This is a genomic window from Coleofasciculus sp. E2-BRE-01 (genome assembly GCF_040221695.1).
Lineage (GTDB): Bacteria > Cyanobacteriota > Cyanobacteriia > Cyanobacteriales > Coleofasciculaceae > Coleofasciculus.
In genome coordinates, this window is the sequence record NZ_JAVKEA010000146.1 from 69,543 (window position 1) to 92,455 (window position 22,913).

Below are 22,913 nucleotides of genomic sequence, written 5' to 3' on the forward strand. Positions count from 1 at the left end.
AAATGGGGAACAGGCAACAGGGATGTAGGGGCGGGTTTTACCGATAACTTATGGCTACACAGTGACAATTTGACTAAACCCGCCCTTCTAGATGCACAGGGAAAAAACAAAGGACGAATGACCAATGACATAAGACCAATAACTAAGAATCTGGAATAATCGCAGCGCCATCAGATAAATTAAGGATACCGGAGACAACGATTCTATCGCCAGGTTCTATACCCTCGATAACTTGGTATCGATTCCCTTGAATATCACCTAATTTTACTGGTCGTTGCTTGGCGATGAGTTCAGGTGCGCCCGGTTTGGCTTCCTCTGGCGGTTGGGCGACAAAGACAAAAGGTTTCCCCGCCAGACGCGATACAGCATTGACGGGAATTAACACACCCGGACGTTTTTCCCAGATGACTCGTGCATCCACTTTCTGTTGATCGTATAGGCGACCATTTGGATTAGAAAATGTGGCTTTTGTCAAGAGGGTTTGAGTATCTTTATCCACTTGCGGTGAAATAAAGTTAATCCGCCCTGTCGCGATCGCAGGTTCAGTTTCCGGAATACCTTGGTTTCGTAGCTCCACGGTGAGTCCCTGACGCATCCTCTCTTTGTCCTGTTCGTCAATGGGAATTTCAACTTCTAAGGTTTGGTTTTGAGTAATGGTGGTGAGGGTATCGCCCACATTTACATAGTCTCCCACTTTGACCGGAATATCCCCAACCACCCCATCAATGGGAGCAACAACGCGATTAAATTGCAACTCTTCTTGCTTAACCTCCACATCCGCCCTCGCGCTAGACAGGTTCGCAGCGACTCTAGCTTCCGTGGCTTGGGCGGCTTGGACTCGTTGTTGTGCCACATTCAGGGCTTCCCTCGAGGCGGCTAAGGCTTGGGCGGCGGCGTCACGGGCTGCAATGGCTTGATTGCGATCGCGTGTTTTATCATCTAACTCTTGTCTGGGTTGAACCCCCTGAGACACCAACTGTTCGGCGCGTTGATAGTTGACTCGTGCTAGTTCTAAATCCGCTTCTCGGCTTTGCAATTCAGCCGCTTGGCGTCCCACTTCCGCTTTGAGACGGGCAATATCGGCTTGGGCGGCTCTGACTTCGGCTTGTGCATTATTCAGGGTAGCCGTTTGTGCATTAACATTCGCGATCGCACTTCTGAGTTCGGCTTCACTGCGTTCTGGCTTCAGTTGTAGAATTATATCTCCAGCATTCACGCGATCGCCTGATGAAGCAACGATTCGAGTAATTCTACCAGCGGTTTCAGGTCGCAATTCCACCTTTTGTTCCGCCTCTAATGTACTCACAAATAAAGAACTGTCTTCCAGGGTACTTGATTCCACTTGCTCCAGTTTTACCGGGGTGGCTTGAGGTTGCTGAGACGTTGGCGGTGAGTTATTTTGCAGTAAAAAACGCCAAGCCGCCCAACCCCCACCACCGAAAACTAACAGGGTGAGTAACAACCCTAGCCATAATTTAGGCTTGTTTGGGGATTTTCTTAGGGGTTGGTCGGCGTCGGAGATGATAGAATCCTCGGATTCCCACTCTGGGTTTGAAGACTTGGGAATGGGGGTTTGGGAGTCAGAAGATGCCATAGTTGTGTTCTGATGATGGAATTACTCGGATTTTACGCGACAGTCCATCGTTAGAGTACTGGTTCAGATCGTGAGAACCATCAGGCAATGCCGCCCCTGGAGGGCTAAATCTGTCCTCACTTGTTTATACTACTTAAGACTTCGATAAAATATATCCTCCAGTCGGGTGTATCGAATGGGGGAACTCCTAGTGCGAGAGACCAATCCTCACGTCCACGACAAGAGGAGCAAGTAGTTTGGCAACCTTTAACTGACGGATAATGCGAGCATCTTGAAAAGTGTCGTGAGCTAGACGAGCAAATTGCCAACCCATCAAGGTTAAATTGAAGACGATAAGAGACAACAATGACCAAGAGACTGTAAGATCTATCTTCCGCTAGATAGCTATCTCTGGAAAATACCGCTTACGATAAGCATCATCTTTAAACAATCCTTATTTTGCCCTAAGGGGGTCAAATAAATGGCTGCTCCCATTGAATTTGCTTTGTTTGCTCCTTACAACGAAGGAGCATCATTGGTTAGCTGTTTCTCCAATTGGGAAGAAATTCCCATGGAGAAAGATAAGCAGGGGTATTTTCGCACGTCCGTTGAACTTGAAGATGGTATTTATAAATACAAATTCCGGGTTCAATCCAAATCTTGGTTTTTTGAAGCTGATCAATGGGTAGAGGTCAATGATCCCTACGCTACCGATATTGAAGATCCGACTCAAAACTGCGTCGTGCGGATCAAAGATGGACAACGCATCGTTGATACTTACGTTTGGATGCATGATGATAAACCCCTACCTCCTGACCATGAATTAGTCATCTATGAAATGCATGTCGGTGACTTCTCCGGTGGCGAAGATGACCCCTATCCACGGGGGAATTACCAGCATGTTATTGAAAAGTTAGATTATCTGGTGGAATTGGGAATTAACGCCATTGAGTTAATGCCTATCAAAGAATATCCCGGTGACTACAGTTGGGGGTACAATCCTCGCTACTTCTTTGCTACTGAGTCCAGCTATGGTTCGACAGATGAATTGAAACATCTGATCGATGAGTGTCATGGCAAAGGAATTCGGGTAATCATGGACGGGATTTACAACCACTCAGAATCGGAAAGCCCTCTCACTCAAATTGACCACGATTACTGGTATCATCACTCTCCCCGTGACCCAGATAACAACTGGGGACCCGAATTCAACTACGAACATTATGACGAAAAGCTAGAGACTTACCCAGCGCGGAAGTTTATCGGTGATGTGGTTCGTTTCTGGATCACTGAATATCATATTGATGGCATTCGCTACGACGCTGCGCGACAAATGGCTAGCTACGATTTTATGCATTGGATTGTCCAAGAGACTAAAAAAACGGCAGAGGCAAAGCCATTTTACAACGTGGCTGAATACATCCCCGAAAATCCTAGCATCACCAATGTTGATGGACCGATGGATGGTTGCTGGCATGATAGCTTTTACCACACCGTTAAACCTCACATCTGTGGTGACAGGTTTGAGTTAGAATCCCTTAAGGATGTAATTGATTGTAAGCGTCAAGGCTACTTGGGAGCGACTAATGTTGTAAATTACCTAACTAACCACGATCACGAACGCCTGATGGTTGAGTTAGCCAATCGGGAAATCTTTGATGCAGAAGCTTTCAAACGGCTCAAGTTAGGGGCAGTTTTGTTAATGACAGCAGTCGGTATTCCCTTACTGTGGATGGGTGAAGAGTTCGGGGAATATCAGCCGAAATCCATCGAATCCAGAAAGATTGATTGGCAACTACTGAGTAATGATTATAATCGCGGGTTGTGCGACTACTATAAAGGGTTAATCGGACTGCGAAAAAACAATCAGGCTCTCTATGCAGAGAACATTAATTTCTTCTTTGAAGATGCAGACGCCAAAGTTCTAGCGTATGTGCGCTGGAATGGTGAAGGATCTCGTGTTGCTGTCGTTGCCAATTTTTCTGATAATTTCCTCACTGGATATACTCTTTCCAACTTTCCGGAGAATGGAATTTGGCACGAGTGGACAGGTAACTATGAGGTGGAAGCCAGCAATAACACTTTAACCCTTGACCTTGGCGGATACGAAGCCAAAGTGTTTGTCTGGCAGTAAGCCATCCAATCCGCGATCGCATCTCCGTAGGGTGGGCAATGCCCACCTTACTTTTATGAATAACATTGAAATTTTTGTCAACACCAAGTAGCAAACCGCAGTTAGCAATAGCCAAAATTTACGCATTCATAACATTCGTAGGGGCGAAGCATTTGCGCCCAGATTTTTCGGTTCGACGGCTAAATTGCCGTCGCGAATACTTCGCAATGTCAAACGTCAGACGTCAATTTCAATATCCAATCTATCCATCCACGAACCGTGCTGGAGCGCCTTTCCCTGGTTGTTTGACTCAGGTCTATCCCACAGTCTAACATAATTTTACATACTTCATTTTTTTGAGGAATATCTCCAGTTTCTAGGGTCAATTCAAAGGTTTTATAAAAAACCTCATGTTCTAAAATTTTTCTAACTAACGAGTATATTTTTGCTTTGTATATTTTTGTCAAAATATCCTTACCTTCCGTCGTTAGGTAAAGGGTTACTTCTTTGGTGCTTGGATCTCTATCTTTATCCGCTAATCCCAGATATCGAACCGCATCTGTGTAGTAGTTAGTCTGTCTTGCATCAAATTCGTAATTAATTGTAATTTCGTCCTTAGTTAATTCTCTGTTTAGCAAAAGGGAAAGTAAATCTACAATTCTATCAAATTCATTGGCTTGCGGAAAGGGTATGCCTGCGGGTTCAGCAACTAAAACAATAGACTTGAAAATTTCTGATATATCTTCTGATGTTATGCATTCAGGTGTCATCATGTAGTCCTTTTTTTCTACTAACCTTATAGAATTATATCTTAACTCATCAGTAAAATTATATATAAAGCAACTAAATATACGGGTTGAATTAGAATATGTTATTAAGATAGGCACTACCTTTTTGTTTATTTTGTTTGACCAAAGCCTATATGGATAATAAAGTTGTCTAATTAAAAAATCTTTGACTTCACCTATTTTGGCTTCTACTATTAAAAAGTAGTTATTGCTTTCAAACCCTGCATCGATTTCACATTGAGACTTTGTAACAAACATATTATAAGCATCTTCATTTAAAGTATTTTTGATAAAAAAACAGAAATCACCTGTGGACATTCTACCTGAAACTGTATAATGGACTTCTCCGTCATCTAGTAAATCAGCTATAATACCTGTATTAAAAGCACAACTTAACACCGAGCTTTCTGAAGATAAATTTGTATAGTCTATAGTTTCTAGTTCGGTGGGTTCAACCTCAATTGGTTCTGAACCCGAATCATAATTAACTTTTAAATAGGCATCAAAATATCCAATTTTATATTTATTCCTAGAAACAGGTAGTATAGAGAGATTGTTGTCTTTAAAAATCTTCGGTCGGTTAATAGAGTGGTCAAATTTTGCCATTAACCGACTTTCTCTAAACTGATTTATTGTAGCAGAGTCTATTTCAAAGGAACCGTCTTGAGAGATTTTGTCCAAAACTGAATAGTCTTGAAATATTTTTTCCCAAGCTACATCGTTCTTCGTTTTTTCAATTTTTTCTTGTGAGTTATTCATAATTTTTTACCAAAATTTCATCCACTCTACCTCTTTTACTGGGATTCGAGTTTATCGCTCTAATCGCAGATACTCTAGTTTGGTTGTAGTCACGGTACAAATCGACAATAAAATCCGTGTAAGCATTACTGAGTAAAAATTTACAACCTCGACGGTTCAACTCATCAACTGTTTCTTTTAATCTCCTTTGTTCATCTCGATTAAATTTATTCACATCGTAGCCTGTAAATGAAGCGCTATCAGAAATGGGATCATAAGGTGGATCAAAATAAATAAAATCTCCTTTATCTGCTCCTTGAACAGCGTCTTTAAAATCTAGATTTAACAGTTCTATTTGGTTGGTGTTCAAATATTGGCTGACGGCTTTTAACACAGCTTCTTCTAAAATATTCGGTTTTTTGTATCTACCAAAAGGCACATTAAACTGACCTTTAGAATTCACTCTAAATAAACCATTGTAACAGGTCTTGTTCAAAAATATAATTCTTGAAGCTCGCTCGACTGAAGTCTTATTTTCAAAACTTTTATCACGATCCCAATCTCTAACCGCATAATAGTAATTTTTTTCATTTTCATGATTATCTAAATCATTAATGAGTTCATCTAACGAGTCTCTGATCACTTTATAACAATTCATCAGTTCTGCATTACAATCATTAATCACAGCTTTTTTGGGTTGCAGGGCAAAGAGGAGCGCTCCTCCACCCACAAAAGGCTCATAGTAGGTATGCCGATTTGGGTTGTAATTCTTAGGTAAATGGTTTTCTCGAATTACTGGAACTAGCTGTCTTTTCCCTCCCGCCCACTTTAAGAAAGGTTTTACTAGCTTTTTTGATTTATTTTTTCCCTTATTTGTCGATACCATTTTTTGCTGTTCACAACCAATAATCTCCAACTGTACTATTGTACCCTAAATAGGGATATTCTATTTGTTAATTCAAGAAGTTTAAAATAGTTTATCAACGAAATATATCTAATCATTAAGTTTTAATTTACACCTCTTGTCAAGATTACCAATTTAATCTACATTCGTCTTCATCAAATTCACCAGGAAGGCTAAGTTCTACTATTGTTCCTATAGTATTGATTTGATTTATTGTTTTAAGCTTATCTTCTCGGGAAAGAGAATTTATGCCATAGAAGATAGTTGCCAACAGCCAAGCATCAAGTCTTTTAGCTAAATCGAGCGTCCAGTCATATCTTTCTTTTACACTCGGTTGATAACCTACTGTGGGATAAGAATTGCTTTGCTCTTGATTAGGTTTAAATGCAGGAGGGCATGGAACTTCTATAAACCCGGGCAGCATTTCTGTGAGTTCCTGAAGAATAGTAATATCTTGCTCTATGTCAAGTAGATACCAGTTAAAAGCACTGCTATCTTCTATAGTTGGTATAAACAACAAGTCTTCCCCTCTTTCATAAGTATTACAGGTGTTCCATAAATCATAACTTTTCAAGACTTGGCTTATGCCATTCATTAATTCAATTGGTTTATTGGGTATTTCGTCTTCATCAATAAAACTTTTGTCTGGATGTGTTTTTTTGCTTTTACTCAATCTTTCTGTTTGAAGCGAAGAATATTCAGTTCTGTTACTCCAGGTTAACTCACAATCTAAATTACTAAAATTTAATGTGCTACATAATTCAAATAAACTAGATTTTTCAAGGATTTTATGCATGACATCTAATCGAGCTTCTGTTGCAAGCAAATTTGATTCATACACAACAGCAGCTATTAGCCATGAATCTATAACCTTTGCTAATTCTAAAGTCCACTCATATCTTTCTAATTTAGTAGGTTGATAGCCAGTTAGCGGATCAGGATAACCAGCCTCATAAGAATTGACACGAAAAGCTGGGGGTAAGGGGATTAAGTATAGAATTTCAGTTTTCAAAAGAGTAAAGCTATGAGTGGTTTTATTAAATTGCTTTAAAGATATATCTCCCCAAGCAAAATATGAAGATCTAGTGGGAGCCACAAAAAACAGAGGATTATCCTCGCTATCAGTGTTGCAAGCATTCCATAACTCCTGAGAAGACAGTTCAGATAGAACCTGCTGGCGACAGTTTAAATAATCTTCAATAATTGCATTTTCTGAGTTAGCCATTTGATGGAAAAGTAACAAATTTGCAAAAGAGACAATATTGCTGATATGATTATACATCAATGGGAGTGCATCTCTTGTCTTCTACCTTATTGGTTAAATCGGTATCAGGTACGCACAAGTCCTGTTAGCCAAACCTTCGGCTTAGGATTAACTCACCACCAGACGTACCCGGTTATTTCTCTACACTCAACACTATCCGATTCCAGAAGAACAGGTTTTGAGGTAATATTATCATCAATGGCTAGCGCCAAATAGCCGCTCAAAACCATGCCCGAAAAGCGAAGGGTCAAGTTGGGGCGGGTTTAGTCGCATTTGGGTAAGCCCAGAAAGGATAGTCGTCAAACCCGCCCCTACACATTCAAAACCCAAAACTCAAAACTGTTAAACTGATGCCTCAAATTCCTCCACTCAATACCGAAACCCTTTGGCAAATCTTGAACGAAGAACTAGATGATGATACCGTAAATCAGCTTGTCTGGCATTATTTGGGGTATCGCTATGACCCAGAAACAAGCCAATGGGATTGTACCAACGTACCTCCAGACTGGTATGAGAATTATCCAGAACCCCCCAACTTTATCGAGAGTCGTCCCGCCACCACTAAACTCACTCGTTCAATTCCCAAGGAAAATAAACAGTTATTGAAAGAAGAATTAGGATTTAAAGGCTATAAAATTGGCGAATTTGGTCCGAGACAGACTCGTCGAGCTACGATGGCGAATTGGCTGTTAAGTTACATGAAAGATACGGGATTGAGCCAAGAGTGAATTCATTGATCACGAATAGCATCACTAGGTTAACACTCACAAACCCTGGGCAATGGTTTAGCGATCGCATCCTCCTGGCGGTTCCCGTCGGCGAGAGTAATGGGAATGTGGCAGAAGTTGTCAGTTTCCTGATTATTCTGTTACTCGTCGCCACCGCCGTGGCGTTGATTTCGCGGCGATTCCGTATCCCGTATATTACGGGGTTAGTGTTAGCCGGATTAGCGATTACGGAACTCTTACCCAGTCGCATCGGCTTGGATTCGGCGCTAATTTTTAATCTATTTTTACCGATTCTCCTGTTTGAAGCGGCAATTAATACTGATATTTCCCGCCTCCGCAGCACAATTAAACCGATTGCTTTACTCGCAGGACCCGGTGTATTGATCTGTTCGGGAATTACTTCAGTTCTATTGAGACTTGAATTAGGGATTGATTGGATACCCGCTGCGATGGTGGGTGTGATTTTATCCATTACCGATACGGCTTTAGTCATTGCTGTATTTAAAGAGGTTTCGGTTCCTCACCGACTGGTAACTCTGGTTGAGGGAGAAAGCCTGCTCAATGATGATGTCGCGTTGGTTTTATTTAGCCTAATTTTGACGATTCATGAAACAGGAGCCTTATCCGCGCTGGATGTGATTCAAGAATTTTTATTCGTGTTAATTGGCGGTGCTTTAGTCGGCGCGGCGTTAGGATATCTGAGTGTTGGATTATTGAGCCAAACGGAAGATCCCTTGGGCGGACTATTGCTCACCGTGGCTCTGGCTTTAGGCGCATTCCAAGCGGGAGAGTTGTTACATGTATCCGGTGTGGTTGCTGTCGTCATCGCTGGACTTATTGTGGGTAATTTTGAGCATTCTCAGGTAACATCCGCCTCGAATCAAGTGACCTTATTTAGCTTCTGGGAATATGCTGGGTTTGGCGTGAATACGTTTATTTTCTTGCTGATTGGCTTAGAGATAAACATTATTACCATTTGGCAAACCTTACCCGCTATCCTTTTAGCCTTCATTGCCTATCAAGTGGGGCGTCTACTCACCGTTTATCCGTTGTTAGCCTTCGTCCGTTTTTTTGATAAACCAATTCCGATGCGTTGGCGACATATCCTTTTGGCAGGTAATATTAAAGGTTCCCTCTCCACCGCCTTAGCCTTGAGTCTACCTGCTGATTTACCCGGACGAGAGACGCTGCTGGCGATTGTTTTGGGGATTGTTTTGGTTTCCTTGGTGGGACAGGGGTTAAGTTTACCATGGGTGGTACGGCATTTGAAGTTATCCTATCGGTCAGAATCCTATCAGCAAATTGAGGAATTGCAAGCTCAATTGATGACCGCTAAAGCGGCACAGGATGAATTAGCGAGTCTCCTGAAAACTGGAGTATTACCGAAATCAATTTACGAAGAAATGCGAGCCTCCTATCAACTGCGAGTCGCCACCGCTGATAGAACCTTGCGAGAAATCTATAACCAACGTCCCGAACATTCACCCGAAAATCGGAGCGATCGCACGAAACTAGAAGCCATTCGTCGGCAATTACTTTTGGCAGAAAAAGGAGCATTAACAGACGCCCTACGGAAGCGAATTTTGTCTGAAGTCGTGGTACAAAAGCGGATTAAACAAATTGATGAGCTGTTGTTAAAATTAGAAGATGATTAGTTTTTGGCAACCTCTAGCAGTTCTTGGCGTTGCTCTGCCGTCAGTTTGATGCGATACTTGAGATTGGGATTACTCATGGATGTATTCCATAACTCTTACCCACAATTTTAACCTTGCCACGCTACTACTAGCTTGGCAAGCTTAAAACGGTGGTCAAGTATTTTCTCAAACCCTTATGAGAGTAGCGATCCCGAAAAATTTTACCCACAACTTTAAGCTTGCCAGCCTACTAGGGTATATCAAAGGTTTCGGCGATTCCCTGATGCTTATTTCAGTGCCATTAACCTTAAGTTGGGATTGTTGAATAAGTGTTGTGATGGGGGGAGACAAAAGGCAAAAGGCTTTCAGAGAATCGCCGTAGTGCGAGCGTCTCGCTCGCTATTTTGCCTGGTTTTGAACTGATAAAGACTTAAACCCTTGCATTTTAATGTTACTTTTATCGACGCAGTGAAGCACCTGTTCAGATTCTGACACTACATCAACCCAGAACGAAACGCCTGCACTGCTGATTGAGTACGATCATCACCACGCAGTTTATCCAAAACATTTTGGACATAGTGTTGAACTGTTCCCGCTGGAATATCTAACCGTTTAGCAATTACCTCATTATCATACCCTTCAATAATGAACTGCAAAACCGCTAACTCCTGTTCAGTTAAAGGACAAGCCGCTATCAGTTGACTGGGTTTGCTAATATAATCCTGAATCGGTACTGGTTCTTGGGGGGGTGCTATCTCAGGTTGAGCCTGAGTTAAACTGCTATGTTTTAGAACAATTTTAGCAATTCCGGGATCAAGCCAAACATCGCCTCTATGAGTCCGTTTAATCGCATTTAATAGCTGCTCAAAATCAATCGTTTTCATGCAATAGGAACTCGCTCCGGCTGCTAATGCCGCCATAACTGCTTCTTCGTTTTCCTCTAAAGTTAAGATTAAAATTTTTGTCGAATAATCGGGATGATTCTGGTTAATCTTTTGAAAGCGTCGAGTTAACTCGATGCCATCCATGTCAGGAAGTCCAATGTCAACAATCCCAATATCCGGTTTAACTGTTTCCAGTAAGCTTAACCCATCAGCACCATTGGCGGCTTCACCCACCCATTCAATCTCTTGACTCTCTTGTAAAGCGGTTCGGAAACCTATACGAGTGAGTTCATGGTCTTCAATTAAAACGACTCTAATTTTACTCATTATTAATGTTGAATATTAGGTTTGCCAATAATCAGGTAAGTAGTCGGATAAAAGTAAAGTTAACGGTTGAGAATAGGGAACACCTCGACTTACCTCGACTTACTTCGGCTTCGCTCAGTAACACGCTCGGTAACACGCTCGGTGTGTCACAGGCAAGAGTAAGGGTTTGAGGGTTGTTAGCATTTCTTGGTACAGGGTACAGAATTTATGTCCAGGTACTTATCTGAGGATGAATGGTGCTGACTTAGGGCTGGTGGGTTTCGACTTCGCTCAACCCACCCTACGGTATGTCGAGGGTTTTGGGGTCTAACGGGAAATCAGGCATTGCCATGCATCTTAGCGTACCCTGGAAGCTAAAGCGCGATCGCACTCCAGTAACTGCTACGCTTAGGCTAGGCGTCTCTAGACTTCCAGAACCTTATACCCTGAAGGGTAGAACAGTTATCCATCAACACAGGAACCGCTATGCAAAAGTACCTCCCTTTAGTCGCTCGGATTTTTCTCTCCGCTATTTTTATCAAGTCGGGGATTAGTAAAATTTTCGGTTTCGCTGGCACTCAAGAGTATATGGCTGCTAGCGGAATTCCTTTTGCGGGTATCGTTCTCGTTCCGACTATCATTGTATTACTTGGTGGCGGACTCTCGGTTTTATTGGGCTATAAAGCCCGTTGGGGAGCTTTATTATTGATTGGCTTTTTAATTCCCGCTACCTTGATTTTTCACACCCAGTTTCCTGAAGAAGAAAATGCCTTTTTCAAGAATTTAGGCTTAATGGGCGGATTGTTGATGGTTGTCGCATTTGGTGCGGGTGAGATTAGTTTGGATCAACACAGCGAATCCTCTTCTATGCAGTCGGCGAAATAGATTAATCATCGGATTAGCATAAATTGGGGAAGAGAAAGGAAGGGTAATCTGTTTGCAAAACACAACTATTTTGTAATAATCTATAATTAATTGAAAAGCTTGGAAACATTTGTTGGGTTTCGACTTCACTCTACCCAACCTACTTAGGGACTCAATATCCGTTACGACGAATGACCAATGACAAATGACCAATGACAAACCTTTATACCCTTGAGCTACTGTATTAATCCAAACTGCCCAAAGCCAGAAAACTCAACAACTCAAAACTTCTGCCAAACCTGTGGCACAAAACTTATCCTAGCAGAACGATATCGTCCGCTGCGACTTCTAGGTGCTGGGGGATTAGGGAGAACACTTTTAGCAGAGGATAAATCTCACCCTTCAACCCCTTACTGCGCCATCAAACAATTTTATCCTCAAGGACAAAACAATTCCCCGAAAGCTGCCCAATTATTTCACCAAGAAGCCGAACGCTTAAAAGAATTAGGCAACCATTCCCAAATCCCGGAATTCTTAGCCTATTTTGAGCAAAATAATTGTCAGTACATTGTCCAGGAATTTATTGATGGAGAGAATCTGAATCAAGAGTTAGCGCAACTCGGTGCATTTTCAGAGGCTCAGATTCGCTCTCTGCTGAGTGACTTACTCCCCGTACTGCAATTTGTTCACCAAGGAAACGTTATCCATCGAGATATTAAACCGGAGAATATTATTCGGCGGCGTCGCGACAATAAATTAGTTCTCGTGGATTTCGGGGCGGCGAAGTATGCTACTTGGACAATATTAGCGAAAACAGGAACAAGCATTGGTTCTGCTGGATATGCTGCACCTGAACAAACCTTTGGTAAAGCTGTCTTTGCTAGCGATATCTATAGTTTGGGCGTTACTTGCATTCACTTGTTAACCCAGATGCAGCCCTTTGATTTATATGAACCGCTAGAAAGTGGGTTTATCTGGCGACAGTATTTAGTCAATAACCCCATCAGTCAAAACTTGGCTGAACTTCTGGACAAAATGATCGATCCGGTGATGAAACAGCGATATCAATCGGTTGAGCAAGTTCTCCAAGATTTCCATCACTTGGGAACAAGTCAGACAACGACTCAACCAACCCTTCCATCGCAACCCCTAAACGTTAATGCTTCGCTAGTCAATACAATTCAGGGTCATTCGGATAGAATCTCCACTATAACCTTCAGCCCCGATAAAAAAAGTCTGGCAAGTGGTAGTGTTGATAAAACGATTAAACTGTGGCAAGTGAGTATGGCATGGGAAATTCGTACATTTGGTGGCTGGTTTTCTGGGAAGCATAGTAAAGAAATAACCTGTCTGGCATTTAGCCCCGATGGAAAATATCTAGTCAGTGGAAGTCGGGATGCCACTCTAAGGTTATGGCAGGTACAAACCGGAAAACAATTGGTTAGTGTCAAAAGTCATAACGGTGGCGTTGATTCAGTCGCATTTAACCCGAAGAAACGTCTTTTGGCAAGTTGCGGTAGAGATAACAAAATTCGGATTTGCCAGAGTCAAACGTTGAAAACGATACAGGTTTTATCGAGTCGTTCCAGTGGATTTAATTGTGTCGCCTTTAGTCCCGATGGACAAATCTTGGCGAGTGGAAGTGGGTATCGAACCATTAAACTGTGGTATGTTCCCCACTGGCAAAGGCTGGGGACTCTAGCCGGACATATCAATTCCGTTGATGCGATCGCGTTTAGTCCTGATAGTATGATTCTAGCTAGTGGCAGTTCAGACGCAACGATTCGGTTATGGGATATTCGCACCCTGACGCAAACCGCCCTAATTCAAGGGAATTTTCCCCAGGTGCGTTCCCTCGCCTTTAGTCCCGATGGGCGTCTCCTCGCCAGTTGCGGTGGTGATAACACGATTAGAATTTGGAATGTTGCAACTGCACAAGCATGTTGTATTCTCGAAGGACATACGGACACCGTTCAAGTTGTGGTATTTAGCCTCGATGGACAAACCTTGGCGAGTGGGAGTTGTGATAAAACGATTAAAATTTGGCGTGTTTGGTAAGAATTGTCATTTGTCATTTGTCATTTGTCATTTGTCATTTGTCATTTAGTCGGGGCGGGTGTAGGGTGCGTTAGCAAAGCGTAACGCACCATTTCAAACGATAGTCGTGAAACCCGCCCCTACATAATCTCCCCTATCTACCCCATCTACCCCATCTCCCCCATCTCCCCCATCTCCCTCATCTCCCTCATCTCCCTCATCTCCCTCATCTCCCCCATCTCCCTCATCTCCCCCATCTCCCTCATCTACCTGTTCCCTTCTAATATGACTCAACCGATTAACCTTTTCGAGTACGAATCATTAGCCCATCAGCAGTTATCTCGCATGGCGCTAGATTATTACGCCAGTGGCGCTTGGGATGAAGTAACCTTACGCGATAATCGGACAGCGTTTGAGAAATTAAAACTTCGTCCTCGGATGTTAGTTGATGTCAGTCAGCGAGATTTAAGTACAACGGTTTTAGGGCAATCTCTTTCCCTACCCATTCTAATTGCACCGATGGCATTTCAATGTTTAGCTCATCCAGAAGGGGAAATCGTGACGACGAAGGTAGCGGCTAACGTGGGTTCAGCGATGGTATTGAGTACCATGTCTACTCAACCGTTAGAAGAGGTGGCATTGACATCTAAACAGGTGCAGTCAGACTCTCAGACGGATAGTCATTCTCCATTATGGTTTCAACTCTATGTCCATCGCGATCGCGCTTTGACTCAAGACTTAGTTGAACGGGCGGAAGCCGCCGGGTATAGCGCCCTTTGTCTCACCGTCGATGCGCCTGTTTTAGGGTGTCGAGAAAACGATAAGCGCAATCAGTTTACCTTACCCATGGGGATGCAGTTGGCGAATTTAGTCCATCGCGATATTCCGGAAATTGTTGGCGAATCGGGATTATTTGCCTATTTTGTCCAACAGCTTGATCCTGGCTTGACATGGCAGGATTTGGAATGGTTGCAGTCCTTGACAAATTTACCAATTATTGTTAAAGGGATTTTACGCGGCGATGATGCACTGCGGGCAGTAGAACATGGGGCAAAGGCGGTGATTGTCTCCAATCATGGAGGTAGACAATTAGATAGTGCGATCGCGTCAATTGATGCGCTTCCTGATGTTGTTGCGGCTGTCGGCGATAAGGTTGATGTCCTCATGGATGGAGGGATTCGCCGTGGCACAGATGTCCTCAAAGCCTTAGCATTAGGGGCGAAAGCGGTGTTAGTGGGGCGTCCGGTGTTGTGGGGATTAGCGGTGGCGGGAGAAGCTGGCGTACAGCATGTCTTAGAGTTGTTGCGGGATGAGTTGGATGTGGCAATGGCGTTGAGTGGTTGTGCCAAGGTACAGGATATTGATCAGAGTTTACTCACGCAATCCTTGTAGTATGAGCATCTTGCTCACTCACCTGTCAGCAGCATCAAAGCCCCTCCCCGTGGCGGGGAGGGGTTAGGTTGGTAAGACTATTGAGCTGACTTATCGAACTTTGTTACGCTTATCAACAATAACAACGTCCGGATCTTTATCGCCTTCTAGATCGTGAGCTTCAACAACTTCTCGATCATTTGTCCTTGGCTGCTTAACCGTTGACACAGGCTTTTCTTGTACATGTACATGCTCTTCTTTCAGATGAACGTTTTCTTCATGCTCATGTTCAACCTGTTCAGGTGCCTCAAAGATTTCTAATTCTTCTGCATGGCGATCGCGCATAATTGAGGCAGCATGTTCTACTTTCTCCTCGCTTCCGCTAACCATCAACAAATAGTCGCCAGCTTTGACGCGCTCATTGTACACCTTGGCTTTCTCTTCCGGAATACCCAGACCAATCAAAGCGCCAACAATACCGCCTGTTGCTGCACCAACTCCAGCTCCAGCTAAGGTTGATCCTAACGCCCCTATCTCGGCTCCGGCGGCGAGGATTGGACCAACACCAGGAATCGCCAGTACACCGACGCCAATCAAGAAGCCACCGACACCACCAAGAAGAGTACCCGTAGTCGCACCTATACCGGCTCCTTCTTTGGCTTCATTCCCTTGTCTTTCGGTAATTTCCTTGGCACCTTCCACCTCTTCGATATTCCGTGCTAGGAGAGAGACTCTCTCCATATCAAAATTCGCATCCTTGAGCGCCTGAATCGTATCTTGCAGATCTTCGCGCTTGGGGAAAATACCAACAACACGTTTGTAGTCACGGGTTTCGGGTACAAACTTTTCTTTTTCTAACATTACTGTTTCCTTTGAATAAATTAAACAACGTTAGGCTTGATTCAGCCCTTTGTTTTGGTTTTGACTAAAGCTATCCGGATGAAGTCAGAAGTATAACAACTAATGTCACACTTTATCCTTCAGGACAAACTTATTATTTGTTATCGACAGCAGAAGGAAAAATATCTTCGGCTACAATAACGGGTCTGTCTATATATCTAGACCCAAACTCCTTAATCTTTTCTGCGTCCCAACCGAGGTCAGAATCTTGCAACAGCTTCGGATCAAACTGACGCGCTACACCCGTCACGGTGACTCTTTCGCCTTCTTGAACAACGCTATCCTCAGCTTTAAGATTGCGATTGACACCAATCACTAAAACGCCGATATCATCTACCCAACCATCTTCAAATAGAGAGATTGAACTGGGAGAGTAAATATCTCTAACATTACCCTCGACAGCAATAACTTTGTCGAAATAGCCTGCGGGTGCTTCCGCTAAGTCTTGAGGAGTCGGTGCAAGGGCGAGGGATTCAGCGATAATAACAGGTTGATCTTCATACTCGACATATTCGTCACCTAACTCTACACCGTATTCGGTTTCGACATCGGCAATTACTAATTGCGCGACTTCACCCGTTACTTGAATCGGCATCTCTTGCTCCTCTGGAAGCTGGAAGGGAGCTTCTGTAAGATCTAGAATCAGAATGGATTCGTCGCCCAACTCCTCCGCCTGTACGAGATAGCCAAAGTCACCCACTTTTTGTTCGACAATATTTCTAATCGTGACCTCTTTTCCGATGATGTCTTCGGTATTTTCAGCAACGTCCTCGGTAGTAACGTTGGTTTTTCCTTCCTGAATTTCCTCGTTATCAGTAGTGCAGCCAGGAAGCAGCAAAGCGGCTAGAGCGAATGCGATCGCTCCTAAGTAATTCCCTGTTCGTTTAGTCCATAAGGGGACAGAGTCTCCTTGATTTAACATGTATTATTCCTATCTATAGAACGAAAGTGCCTGCTTATCTTGCTCACAGCAGACTAAGCTATCTAACTCGTTGATGGTTAGATATAGGTTGTTGGAAAACGTTGTTTATGGCGTTTTACCTATTGCCCTAATTCATAATCGCCCTAAATAGTCGTTGTGGAATCTATCAAGAGAGTGACTTGCTTCCTATGACTAATTGCATATCTTTCCAGAAGCTTGAGCGGTTATTCTTTCTCAGGATAGACGCCAAAGGAGATTGAGCGGGTCATGAATTTCTGCCATAATGGTTGAAATGCAAATCATCCACATCCTAGCTCTAACCCTAATTTTAGGCGTTACCCTAACGGTTGCGCCATTTGCCAAACCCGTTCAGGCACAACCCTGGCGTCCTGTGCGTGGTAGTATCCTGTTTGGGATTAGTGGCATGGCATTCCTAGAACAGCAAGAGGGTTCCACCTCATTTCTCATCGTTCATGATAATAAAGGGGTAGGGGAAGGGCGTCTGGCGATGATCACGGTTATCGGCGAACAAGCGCCTGAATATAGTCCAATCAACTGGTCAAACCAACCCTTACCTGTAGATTTAGAAGCACTCACGGCTGTTCCTGGACAATCAGAACCCACATTTATGGCGTTAACCAGTTCGGGAACAGTCTATCATTTCCGGCTCAATGGCAATCTTCAGAATGTGTCTGTTTTAAATGTATTTAATTTGCCCAATTTGCCGGAAGGAACTAACCTAGAAGGATTTGCCTTGCAACAACTTGATGATAAGTTACTCGCGGTTTGGACGCATCGGGGTAAAGATGAAGAACCCGGAGTCCTGTACTGGGGAGTTTTGGACTTGGAAACTAATGAGATTACGCCTCAAGGTTCAGCCCGTTTAACCGTCCCGTTTCCAGAGAGTAATGTTCGCCATATTTCTGATCTCAAGGTTGATTCGGCTGGTATTGTTTACATTACCTCGGCTTCAGATAATGGTAACGATGGACCCTTCCAATCTGCCGTTTACGTGGCGGGTGGTTTTAGTTTACAGGATAACCGTATCGTATTTCATCAAAATCAGGCATTGGTTCCTATTTATCATTTAAATTATCACAAAGTAGAAGCGATTGAACTCGTACCGGGTACAGCCGGAGGAATCATACTAGGAACCGATGATGAAAATATGGGGTCATCAGTTTGGGGCTTTGACGGAATGTTTTAGTCCCTTATTTTCAATGCATTGATAACCAGTGGAGAGGGCGGGTTTTGTTGAATATTTATTGGTAGATATCTAAATTGAGTCCCTAAACCCGCCCCTACAATTCACCAACTGCTCTGACTCAATCAATACTTTAGCTACTCGGCTCAATTTTTTTAAACAGTCTCAAAATCAGTAAAATGAATAGAGCAGAAATTAAACTCAAACCCCATAACCCACAGCCCGCCGCAACTCCCAACCCTGATGACACCCAAACCGCCGCCGCCGTAGTCAGTCCCCGAATTCTATATCCTTGTCGCTGCGGCTGAGATTCTTGTACGATTACTCCTGCACCTAAAAATCCTATGCCACCGATAATGCCTTGAATCACGCGAGGAAGTGCGTCTGCACTTTGTTCAGCAACACCAATTAATATGGGTATCAAGGCAAAGAATGCAGAACCAAAGCTAACTAGGATATGGGTTCTAAATCCGGCGGGTTTATCTTTAATTTCCCGTTCAAAGCCGATAATTCCTCCCGCGAGTAAGGCAGTACCGAGTCTAAGTCCTATCCCTAACCAATCGTTTGGCGCAAGTATATAAATGTTTGACATCAATTGACATCCTTTCCAACTAACTCTTTTGAGTATAGTTGAAGATGAATTGCCAAAAAGGAACGCTCTGCGATCGCTTATGCTGCCGCACTGGTGAGAGAAGAAGAACTGTTACCTTTGCGATCAGGATAATGATAGTAAAATCAGGCGGAAATCTTAGTATTACCCATCGGAGTTTCTCTGGAATGAAGATTAGGATACTCTTTTTGAAACCGCCGCATTTCTGGGCTAAAATCCCAGGCTTTAACTTTTGCAAGTAGCTTGGCATTCTCAGGTAACTCAGACAAATTAGTGTGACGAGTTTTCAATGCAACTGCTGCTGTAATTTTATGCTTCTCCTTCTCAATTGACGATATTAAGCAATCTGAAGATACAGTGATGCACCGTTTTGGCTTGCAAGAGTTCATTGAGTGTCATGTCTAGCTCCTGTTGTGCTGTATCTAATATTTTGCCTTCTGGAAACTCTACCATCCAAGATTTATTTAACGGTAGCATTCATCGCTTCTTATCCTATCCCACTCTCTTTCTGGGAGACTTAGAACCCAGATTGCAGGCACAGTATCAACGGTTATCTGAATCTGAGAAAATGGTAACGCTGTGGTTAGCGAACCAAAACGCGGCAGACATTTCCGATAAACCTGCCGAGTTAGCGTTGTCTGATTCTGATTTTTTGAAGGCGGTACAGTCTTTGAGGAAACGGGGTTTAATTGAAAAAATAACCGATAACGGATCGTTTGCGTGATTCTGCTTTGAGTACCTGGTTCGCCTTTGATGAAGTCACTGATGACACAGGTATCAAGGAGGTATTGCATTAGAAAATTTCCGGTTCGCGAGGGGGAAGCAGTTCATCCCGATAGGACTCGAAAGCGGGGAAATCAGGGATTCCTTGATAAGACAAAATCGCCTCTGGCCATTGGGACACTGAAATGGGTGGCGTTTGTATGGTGCGGCGTAACACTTGCACAATTAAAGTAGGCAGGGGAATATTAGATTGTGTGGCTTGATGGATGAGGTCTTGTTCGAGGTCTGGCGGTAGGTCGATGGTAATTTGCATCGGTAATTTTCCTCAATTTATCCCGCTTCGAGATTTTATCACCCTCCATGATAAACTCAACGAGGATTGAATATCTGCGGTGAGGATGAGCTTGCCAAACAAGCCCTTTGTCTCCTCACCCCAATCGGGTTAAGAAACCCAGTTTCTCAACCCCTCAACCCCTCCAACCACAGAAAATACATCCGCTCCGACCTATCCCCCGCCACCACCGTCACCCCATCAGCAGCAACTGCACAGGAATTCATCGCACCATCGCCAGTAAACGTGACTAACTCTTTCCCCGTCGCTACGTCCCACAGTTCCAGCGTCTGATTATCAGAAGCGGAAGCAGCCTATAATGAATTTAATCGTAATATTGAGCAGGACATTCTATGACAGCAAAACGGCTAGAAATTGAGGGAACTTGGGAAGAGATTGTCAGCCATTCTGATGCTTTAGCTGGATGTCAAGTGCGGGTTACTGTTCTTTTTGACCCAACTCAGTCCCCATCTCCAACAAGCCCTCTCCGCTTTCGTTCCGGTTCTGGTCGCTCTTTCCTCAGACACGCCGGAACTTGGTCTGGTGATGACCTAGAGGATTGTCTAAATATGGTTTATGAGACTCGTCGCCCTCTGGAGTTTTAATGGTGTATCTGCTAGATACAAACGCTTGTAGTCGGTTTATTCAGGGAGATTCAACGGTCATCAACCGCATTGTTGAAGTCGGGGAAGCACAGGTCGCGACTTGCGTGATTGTACAAGCAGAACTGCTTTATATGGCGTATAATTCTGGACAAAAAGCTAGGAACTTGGCTCAGGTTAAGGTGTTTCTAGAAGATATTAATGTCTATTTTATTGATGAAGAAACTGCTGATATTTATGCTCAATTTAAGGCGGAAATATTAGAGCGTTTTGGCCCCCAAGAAAAGAACAAGCGCAGAAAAACCCGGATTGAAAATTTAGGGATTGGGGAAAATGACTTGTGGATTGCTGCGATCGCCTTACGAAACCAACTGACTATTGTTTCTAGGGACAGTGATTTTCAAAGGATGCAAGCGGTGAAGCCGTTCGCTTTAGAATCCTGGTGATCGTTTTTGTTCCACATCCCAGAAACCCGGTTGTTGCCATAACTTTTACCTCCTCATGACGCCTCAGAGTGAATAAAGCATAACCGCGACTATTGGCTACTCTAAAATAGAGGCAGTAGTCAAGGCTGGTTGGAGTTACTTCCAATTCGTTTTGTTAGCTTCAAGGAGATCAATCTATCGATTGACAGCAATGATCGAATTACTCCTCTCTGTACTTATGGATTTCTTCCAGAATTTCGTCTTTATTCATGGTTATTATCCTCAATAATCAACTCCCATCAACTCATTCTCTTATGTCAGTCAGCTTGGGAGCATGTCACCTTTGTAGGTTGGGTTGAGCAACGAAACCCAACGCGAGCAGGTTAACGTAAAGATTATTGTGTAAACCTGACATACTCCCAGTCAGCTTTAGCTGACTTGAGCTTTGAGCCTTGGGTTAAAACCCAAGGCGGTTTAACATAGAGTTCGATAATGATTAATTTAAGGTTCCTTTAAAACTGACGTGACCAATCTTTAAACCAGCGTTCTACCACAACTTTTGTTTGAGTAAAAAACTCCACAGCTTGTCGCCCCTGTCCATGTAAATCGCCATAAAAACTATTTTTCCAACCACTAAAGGGAAAGAATGCCATCGGTGCGGCTACGCCAATATTAATGCCAATATTCCCCGCTTCGGCTTCATACCGAAACTGTCGCGCGGCAGCACCACTGGTAGTAAATAAACACGCCATATTCCCCCATTGACCCCCGTTAACTAATGCGATCGCGTCTTCAATGGTGTCCAGATGCATTAGACTTAACACCGGACCAAATATTTCCGTTTGAGATAGAGAACTATCAGGGTTGACATTTTCCAGAATTGTGGGTCGAATGAAATTCCCTTGCTCATAGCCGGAAATCTTCACCTTGCGCCCATCTACTAATACCTTTGCGCCTTCTTCAGCGCCCTGTTGAATCAATCCCTCAATTCGGGTTTGACTGTCACGGCTAATCACCGGTCCCATTTCCACCCCTTCATCCAATCCATAGCCAACGACACGAGTTTGAGCCGCAGACGCGATCGCATCGGTAAAACTATGCCGTGCTTCCCCCACGGTAACCGCCACAGACGCCGCCAGACACCGTTGTCCCGCACAGCCAAAGGCACTATCGGCAGCAATTCGAGTTGTCATTTCCATATCTGCATCCGGGAGGACAATTAGGGGATTTTTTGCCCCACCCTGACATTGCACCCGCTTACCGTGAGCAGCGCCTTTGCTGTATACATACTGTGCCACCGGGGATGATCCGACAAAACTAATGGCGCGAATCGTGGGGTGTTCTAAAATCGCATCCACGACGGTTTTTGCCCCATTCACCAGATTTACTACCCCTTTCGGTAATCCCGTGGCTTCTAACAACTCAAACACCTTTTGCATCGTCAACGGGACTTTTTCCGAAGGTTTAACGATACAGGTATTCCCGCAGGCGATCGCATAAGGTAGAAACCAGAAGGGAATCATCCCTGGAAAATTGAACGGCGCAATAATCGCTATGACTCCCACAGGTTGACGAATCATGATTTCATCAATCCCCCGCGCCACATCTTCCAGGTTGTATCCCTGCATCAGCATCGGAATCCCACAGGCGACTTCCACATTTTCAATTGCCCGTCGTAATTCAGCTTTTGACTCCTTTAGGGTTTTCCCGCATTCCAGGGTAATCGTGTGGGCTAATTCGTCCAAATTCTCGTCTAATAAAACCTTAAGTTTAAACAGATATTGGACTCGGGTTGGCGGGGGAATCCGCCGCCAATCGGAGAAAGCAACCGCCGCCGCCTCCACCGCCGTATCTACATCATCTTGAGGCGACAAAGGAACTTGGGCTAAAACATCAACCGTAGCCGGATTAACCACATGAAGCGATTCCGTGGCGCTGGAGGGACACCATTTGCCATTGATATAGTTCGGTAACAGATTTTTTAGATGCACC

Annotated in this window: 21 protein-coding genes and 2 pseudogenes; 11 read left to right on the plus strand and 12 right to left on the minus strand. The window is 43.7% G+C overall.

Going from position 1 to position 22,913, the window contains the following annotated elements; all coding sequences use genetic code 11:
• Nucleotides 1–142: 142 nt before the first annotated feature.
• A complete protein-coding gene (locus RIG66_RS18010; protein WP_446380142.1) occupies nucleotides 143–1,594 on the minus strand; it encodes an efflux RND transporter periplasmic adaptor subunit in 1,452 nt (483 codons plus the stop codon).
• A 460-nt stretch (nucleotides 1,595–2,054) separates the two neighbouring features.
• Between RIG66_RS18010 and RIG66_RS18015 the strand changes: the two genes are divergently transcribed.
• A complete protein-coding gene (locus RIG66_RS18015) occupies nucleotides 2,055–3,707 on the plus strand; it encodes an alpha-amylase family glycosyl hydrolase (RefSeq protein ID WP_446380143.1) in 1,653 nt (550 codons plus the stop codon).
• Between the two features lie 209 nt (nucleotides 3,708–3,916).
• On the opposite strand, the gene RIG66_RS18020 is transcribed toward RIG66_RS18015, so the two are convergent.
• The 3 genes from RIG66_RS18020 to RIG66_RS18030 form a co-directional block, all read right to left on the minus strand.
• Entirely contained in the window at nucleotides 3,917–5,233 is a 1,317-nt protein-coding gene (locus RIG66_RS18020; protein ID WP_446380144.1) for a type II restriction enzyme, read from the minus strand.
• Entirely contained in the window at nucleotides 5,226–6,098 is an 873-nt protein-coding gene (locus RIG66_RS18025; RefSeq protein WP_446380190.1) for a DNA adenine methylase, read from the minus strand. The genes RIG66_RS18020 and RIG66_RS18025 overlap by 8 nt, the downstream gene beginning before the upstream one ends.
• 145 nt (nucleotides 6,099–6,243) lie before the next feature.
• Nucleotides 6,244–7,341: an alfin gene (locus RIG66_RS18030; RefSeq protein ID WP_446380145.1), complete on the minus strand. Its 1,098-nt coding sequence runs from the start codon at nucleotides 7,339–7,341 to the stop codon at nucleotides 6,244–6,246.
• A gap of 389 nt (nucleotides 7,342–7,730) precedes the next feature.
• On the opposite strand from RIG66_RS18030, the gene RIG66_RS18035 reads away from it, so the two are divergent.
• Together RIG66_RS18035 and RIG66_RS18040 are read left to right on the plus strand one after the other, a co-directional pair.
• Nucleotides 7,731–8,108 (plus strand): DUF1823 family protein, encoded by a 378-nt coding sequence (locus tag RIG66_RS18035; RefSeq protein WP_446380146.1) that lies wholly within the window; start codon nucleotides 7,731–7,733, stop codon nucleotides 8,106–8,108.
• 74 nt (nucleotides 8,109–8,182) lie between these two features.
• Nucleotides 8,183–9,763 carry a cation:proton antiporter gene (locus RIG66_RS18040; protein ID WP_446380191.1) on the plus strand — a complete coding sequence of 527 codons (1,581 nt, stop codon included), beginning with the start codon at nucleotides 8,183–8,185 and terminating at the stop codon, nucleotides 9,761–9,763.
• Between the two features lie 473 nt (nucleotides 9,764–10,236).
• Here RIG66_RS18040 and RIG66_RS18045 read toward each other — a convergent pair whose 3' ends face one another.
• The gene (locus tag RIG66_RS18045; RefSeq protein ID WP_446380147.1) at nucleotides 10,237–10,953 is read right to left on the minus strand and encodes a response regulator; all 717 of its coding nucleotides are present in this window, start codon (nucleotides 10,951–10,953) and stop codon (nucleotides 10,237–10,239) included.
• A gap of 465 nt (nucleotides 10,954–11,418) precedes the next feature.
• Here RIG66_RS18045 and RIG66_RS18050 point away from each other — a divergent pair, with 465 nt between their 5' ends.
• Nucleotides 11,419–11,817: a DoxX family protein gene (locus tag RIG66_RS18050; protein WP_446380148.1), complete on the plus strand. Its 399-nt coding sequence runs from the start codon at nucleotides 11,419–11,421 to the stop codon at nucleotides 11,815–11,817.
• 210 nt (nucleotides 11,818–12,027) lie between these two features.
• Nucleotides 12,028–13,854, plus strand: a complete 1,827-nt coding sequence (locus tag RIG66_RS18055; protein ID WP_446380149.1) for a protein kinase domain-containing protein — start codon at nucleotides 12,028–12,030, stop codon at nucleotides 13,852–13,854.
• Between the two features lie 93 nt (nucleotides 13,855–13,947).
• Here the strand turns inward: RIG66_RS18055 and RIG66_RS18060 are convergent, their stop codons facing one another.
• A complete protein-coding gene (locus tag RIG66_RS18060) occupies nucleotides 13,948–14,127 on the minus strand; it encodes a hypothetical protein (RefSeq protein ID WP_446380150.1) in 180 nt (59 codons plus the stop codon).
• Here RIG66_RS18060 and RIG66_RS18065 point away from each other — a divergent pair.
• Nucleotides 14,119–15,225, plus strand: coding sequence for an alpha-hydroxy acid oxidase (locus RIG66_RS18065; protein ID WP_446380151.1), 1,107 nt, complete (start codon nucleotides 14,119–14,121; stop codon nucleotides 15,223–15,225). The two genes, RIG66_RS18060 and RIG66_RS18065, sit on opposite strands and share 9 nt — an antisense overlap.
• A 90-nt stretch (nucleotides 15,226–15,315) precedes the next feature.
• Here the strand turns inward: RIG66_RS18065 and RIG66_RS18070 are convergent, their stop codons facing one another.
• Nucleotides 15,316–16,065, minus strand: coding sequence for a histidine kinase (locus tag RIG66_RS18070; RefSeq protein ID WP_446380152.1), 750 nt, complete (start codon nucleotides 16,063–16,065; stop codon nucleotides 15,316–15,318).
• Between the two features lie 133 nt (nucleotides 16,066–16,198).
• Nucleotides 16,199–17,026, minus strand: a complete 828-nt coding sequence (locus RIG66_RS18075; protein WP_446380153.1) for a hypothetical protein — start codon at nucleotides 17,024–17,026, stop codon at nucleotides 16,199–16,201.
• A 292-nt stretch (nucleotides 17,027–17,318) separates the two neighbouring features.
• On the opposite strand from RIG66_RS18075, the gene RIG66_RS18080 reads away from it, so the two are divergent.
• Nucleotides 17,319–18,233 carry a hypothetical protein gene (locus RIG66_RS18080; RefSeq protein WP_446380154.1) on the plus strand — a complete coding sequence of 305 codons (915 nt, stop codon included), beginning with the start codon at nucleotides 17,319–17,321 and terminating at the stop codon, nucleotides 18,231–18,233.
• Between the two features lie 130 nt (nucleotides 18,234–18,363).
• Here RIG66_RS18080 and RIG66_RS18085 read toward each other — a convergent pair whose 3' ends face one another.
• Together RIG66_RS18085 and RIG66_RS18090 are read right to left on the minus strand one after the other, a co-directional pair.
• Nucleotides 18,364–18,822, minus strand: coding sequence for an MgtC/SapB family protein (locus RIG66_RS18085; protein ID WP_446380155.1), 459 nt, complete (start codon nucleotides 18,820–18,822; stop codon nucleotides 18,364–18,366).
• A gap of 143 nt (nucleotides 18,823–18,965) precedes the next feature.
• Nucleotides 18,966–19,130 carry a hypothetical protein gene (locus tag RIG66_RS18090; RefSeq protein ID WP_446380156.1) on the minus strand — a complete coding sequence of 55 codons (165 nt, stop codon included), beginning with the start codon at nucleotides 19,128–19,130 and terminating at the stop codon, nucleotides 18,966–18,968.
• Between the two features lie 155 nt (nucleotides 19,131–19,285).
• On the opposite strand from RIG66_RS18090, the pseudogene RIG66_RS18095 reads away from it, so the two are divergent.
• Nucleotides 19,286–19,564, plus strand: a pseudogene (locus RIG66_RS18095) (AAA family ATPase); the annotation flags it as partial.
• 69 nt (nucleotides 19,565–19,633) lie between these two features.
• On the opposite strand, the gene RIG66_RS18100 reads toward RIG66_RS18095, so the two are convergent.
• Nucleotides 19,634–19,876: a hypothetical protein gene (locus RIG66_RS18100; RefSeq protein WP_446380157.1), complete on the minus strand. Its 243-nt coding sequence runs from the start codon at nucleotides 19,874–19,876 to the stop codon at nucleotides 19,634–19,636.
• Nucleotides 19,877–20,247: 371 nt separating this feature from the next.
• Here RIG66_RS18100 and RIG66_RS18105 point away from each other — a divergent pair, with 371 nt between their 5' ends.
• The 3 genes and pseudogenes from RIG66_RS18105 to RIG66_RS18115 all read left to right on the plus strand — a co-directional run.
• Nucleotides 20,248–20,499: a hypothetical protein gene (locus tag RIG66_RS18105; RefSeq protein ID WP_446380158.1), complete on the plus strand. Its 252-nt coding sequence runs from the start codon at nucleotides 20,248–20,250 to the stop codon at nucleotides 20,497–20,499.
• Nucleotides 20,499–20,942, plus strand: a complete 444-nt coding sequence (locus tag RIG66_RS18110; RefSeq protein WP_446380159.1) for a type II toxin-antitoxin system VapC family toxin — start codon at nucleotides 20,499–20,501, stop codon at nucleotides 20,940–20,942. Before RIG66_RS18105 ends, RIG66_RS18110 begins: the two co-directional genes overlap by 1 nt.
• A gap of 114 nt (nucleotides 20,943–21,056) precedes the next feature.
• Nucleotides 21,057–21,143 (plus strand): annotated as a pseudogene (locus tag RIG66_RS18115) (ACP S-malonyltransferase); the annotation flags it as partial.
• 290 nt (nucleotides 21,144–21,433) lie between these two features.
• Here the strand turns inward: RIG66_RS18115 and RIG66_RS18120 are convergent.
• Nucleotides 21,434–22,912 (minus strand): CoA-acylating methylmalonate-semialdehyde dehydrogenase, encoded by a 1,479-nt coding sequence (locus RIG66_RS18120; RefSeq protein WP_446380160.1) that lies wholly within the window; start codon nucleotides 22,910–22,912, stop codon nucleotides 21,434–21,436.
• Nucleotide 22,913 lies beyond the last annotated feature (1 nt).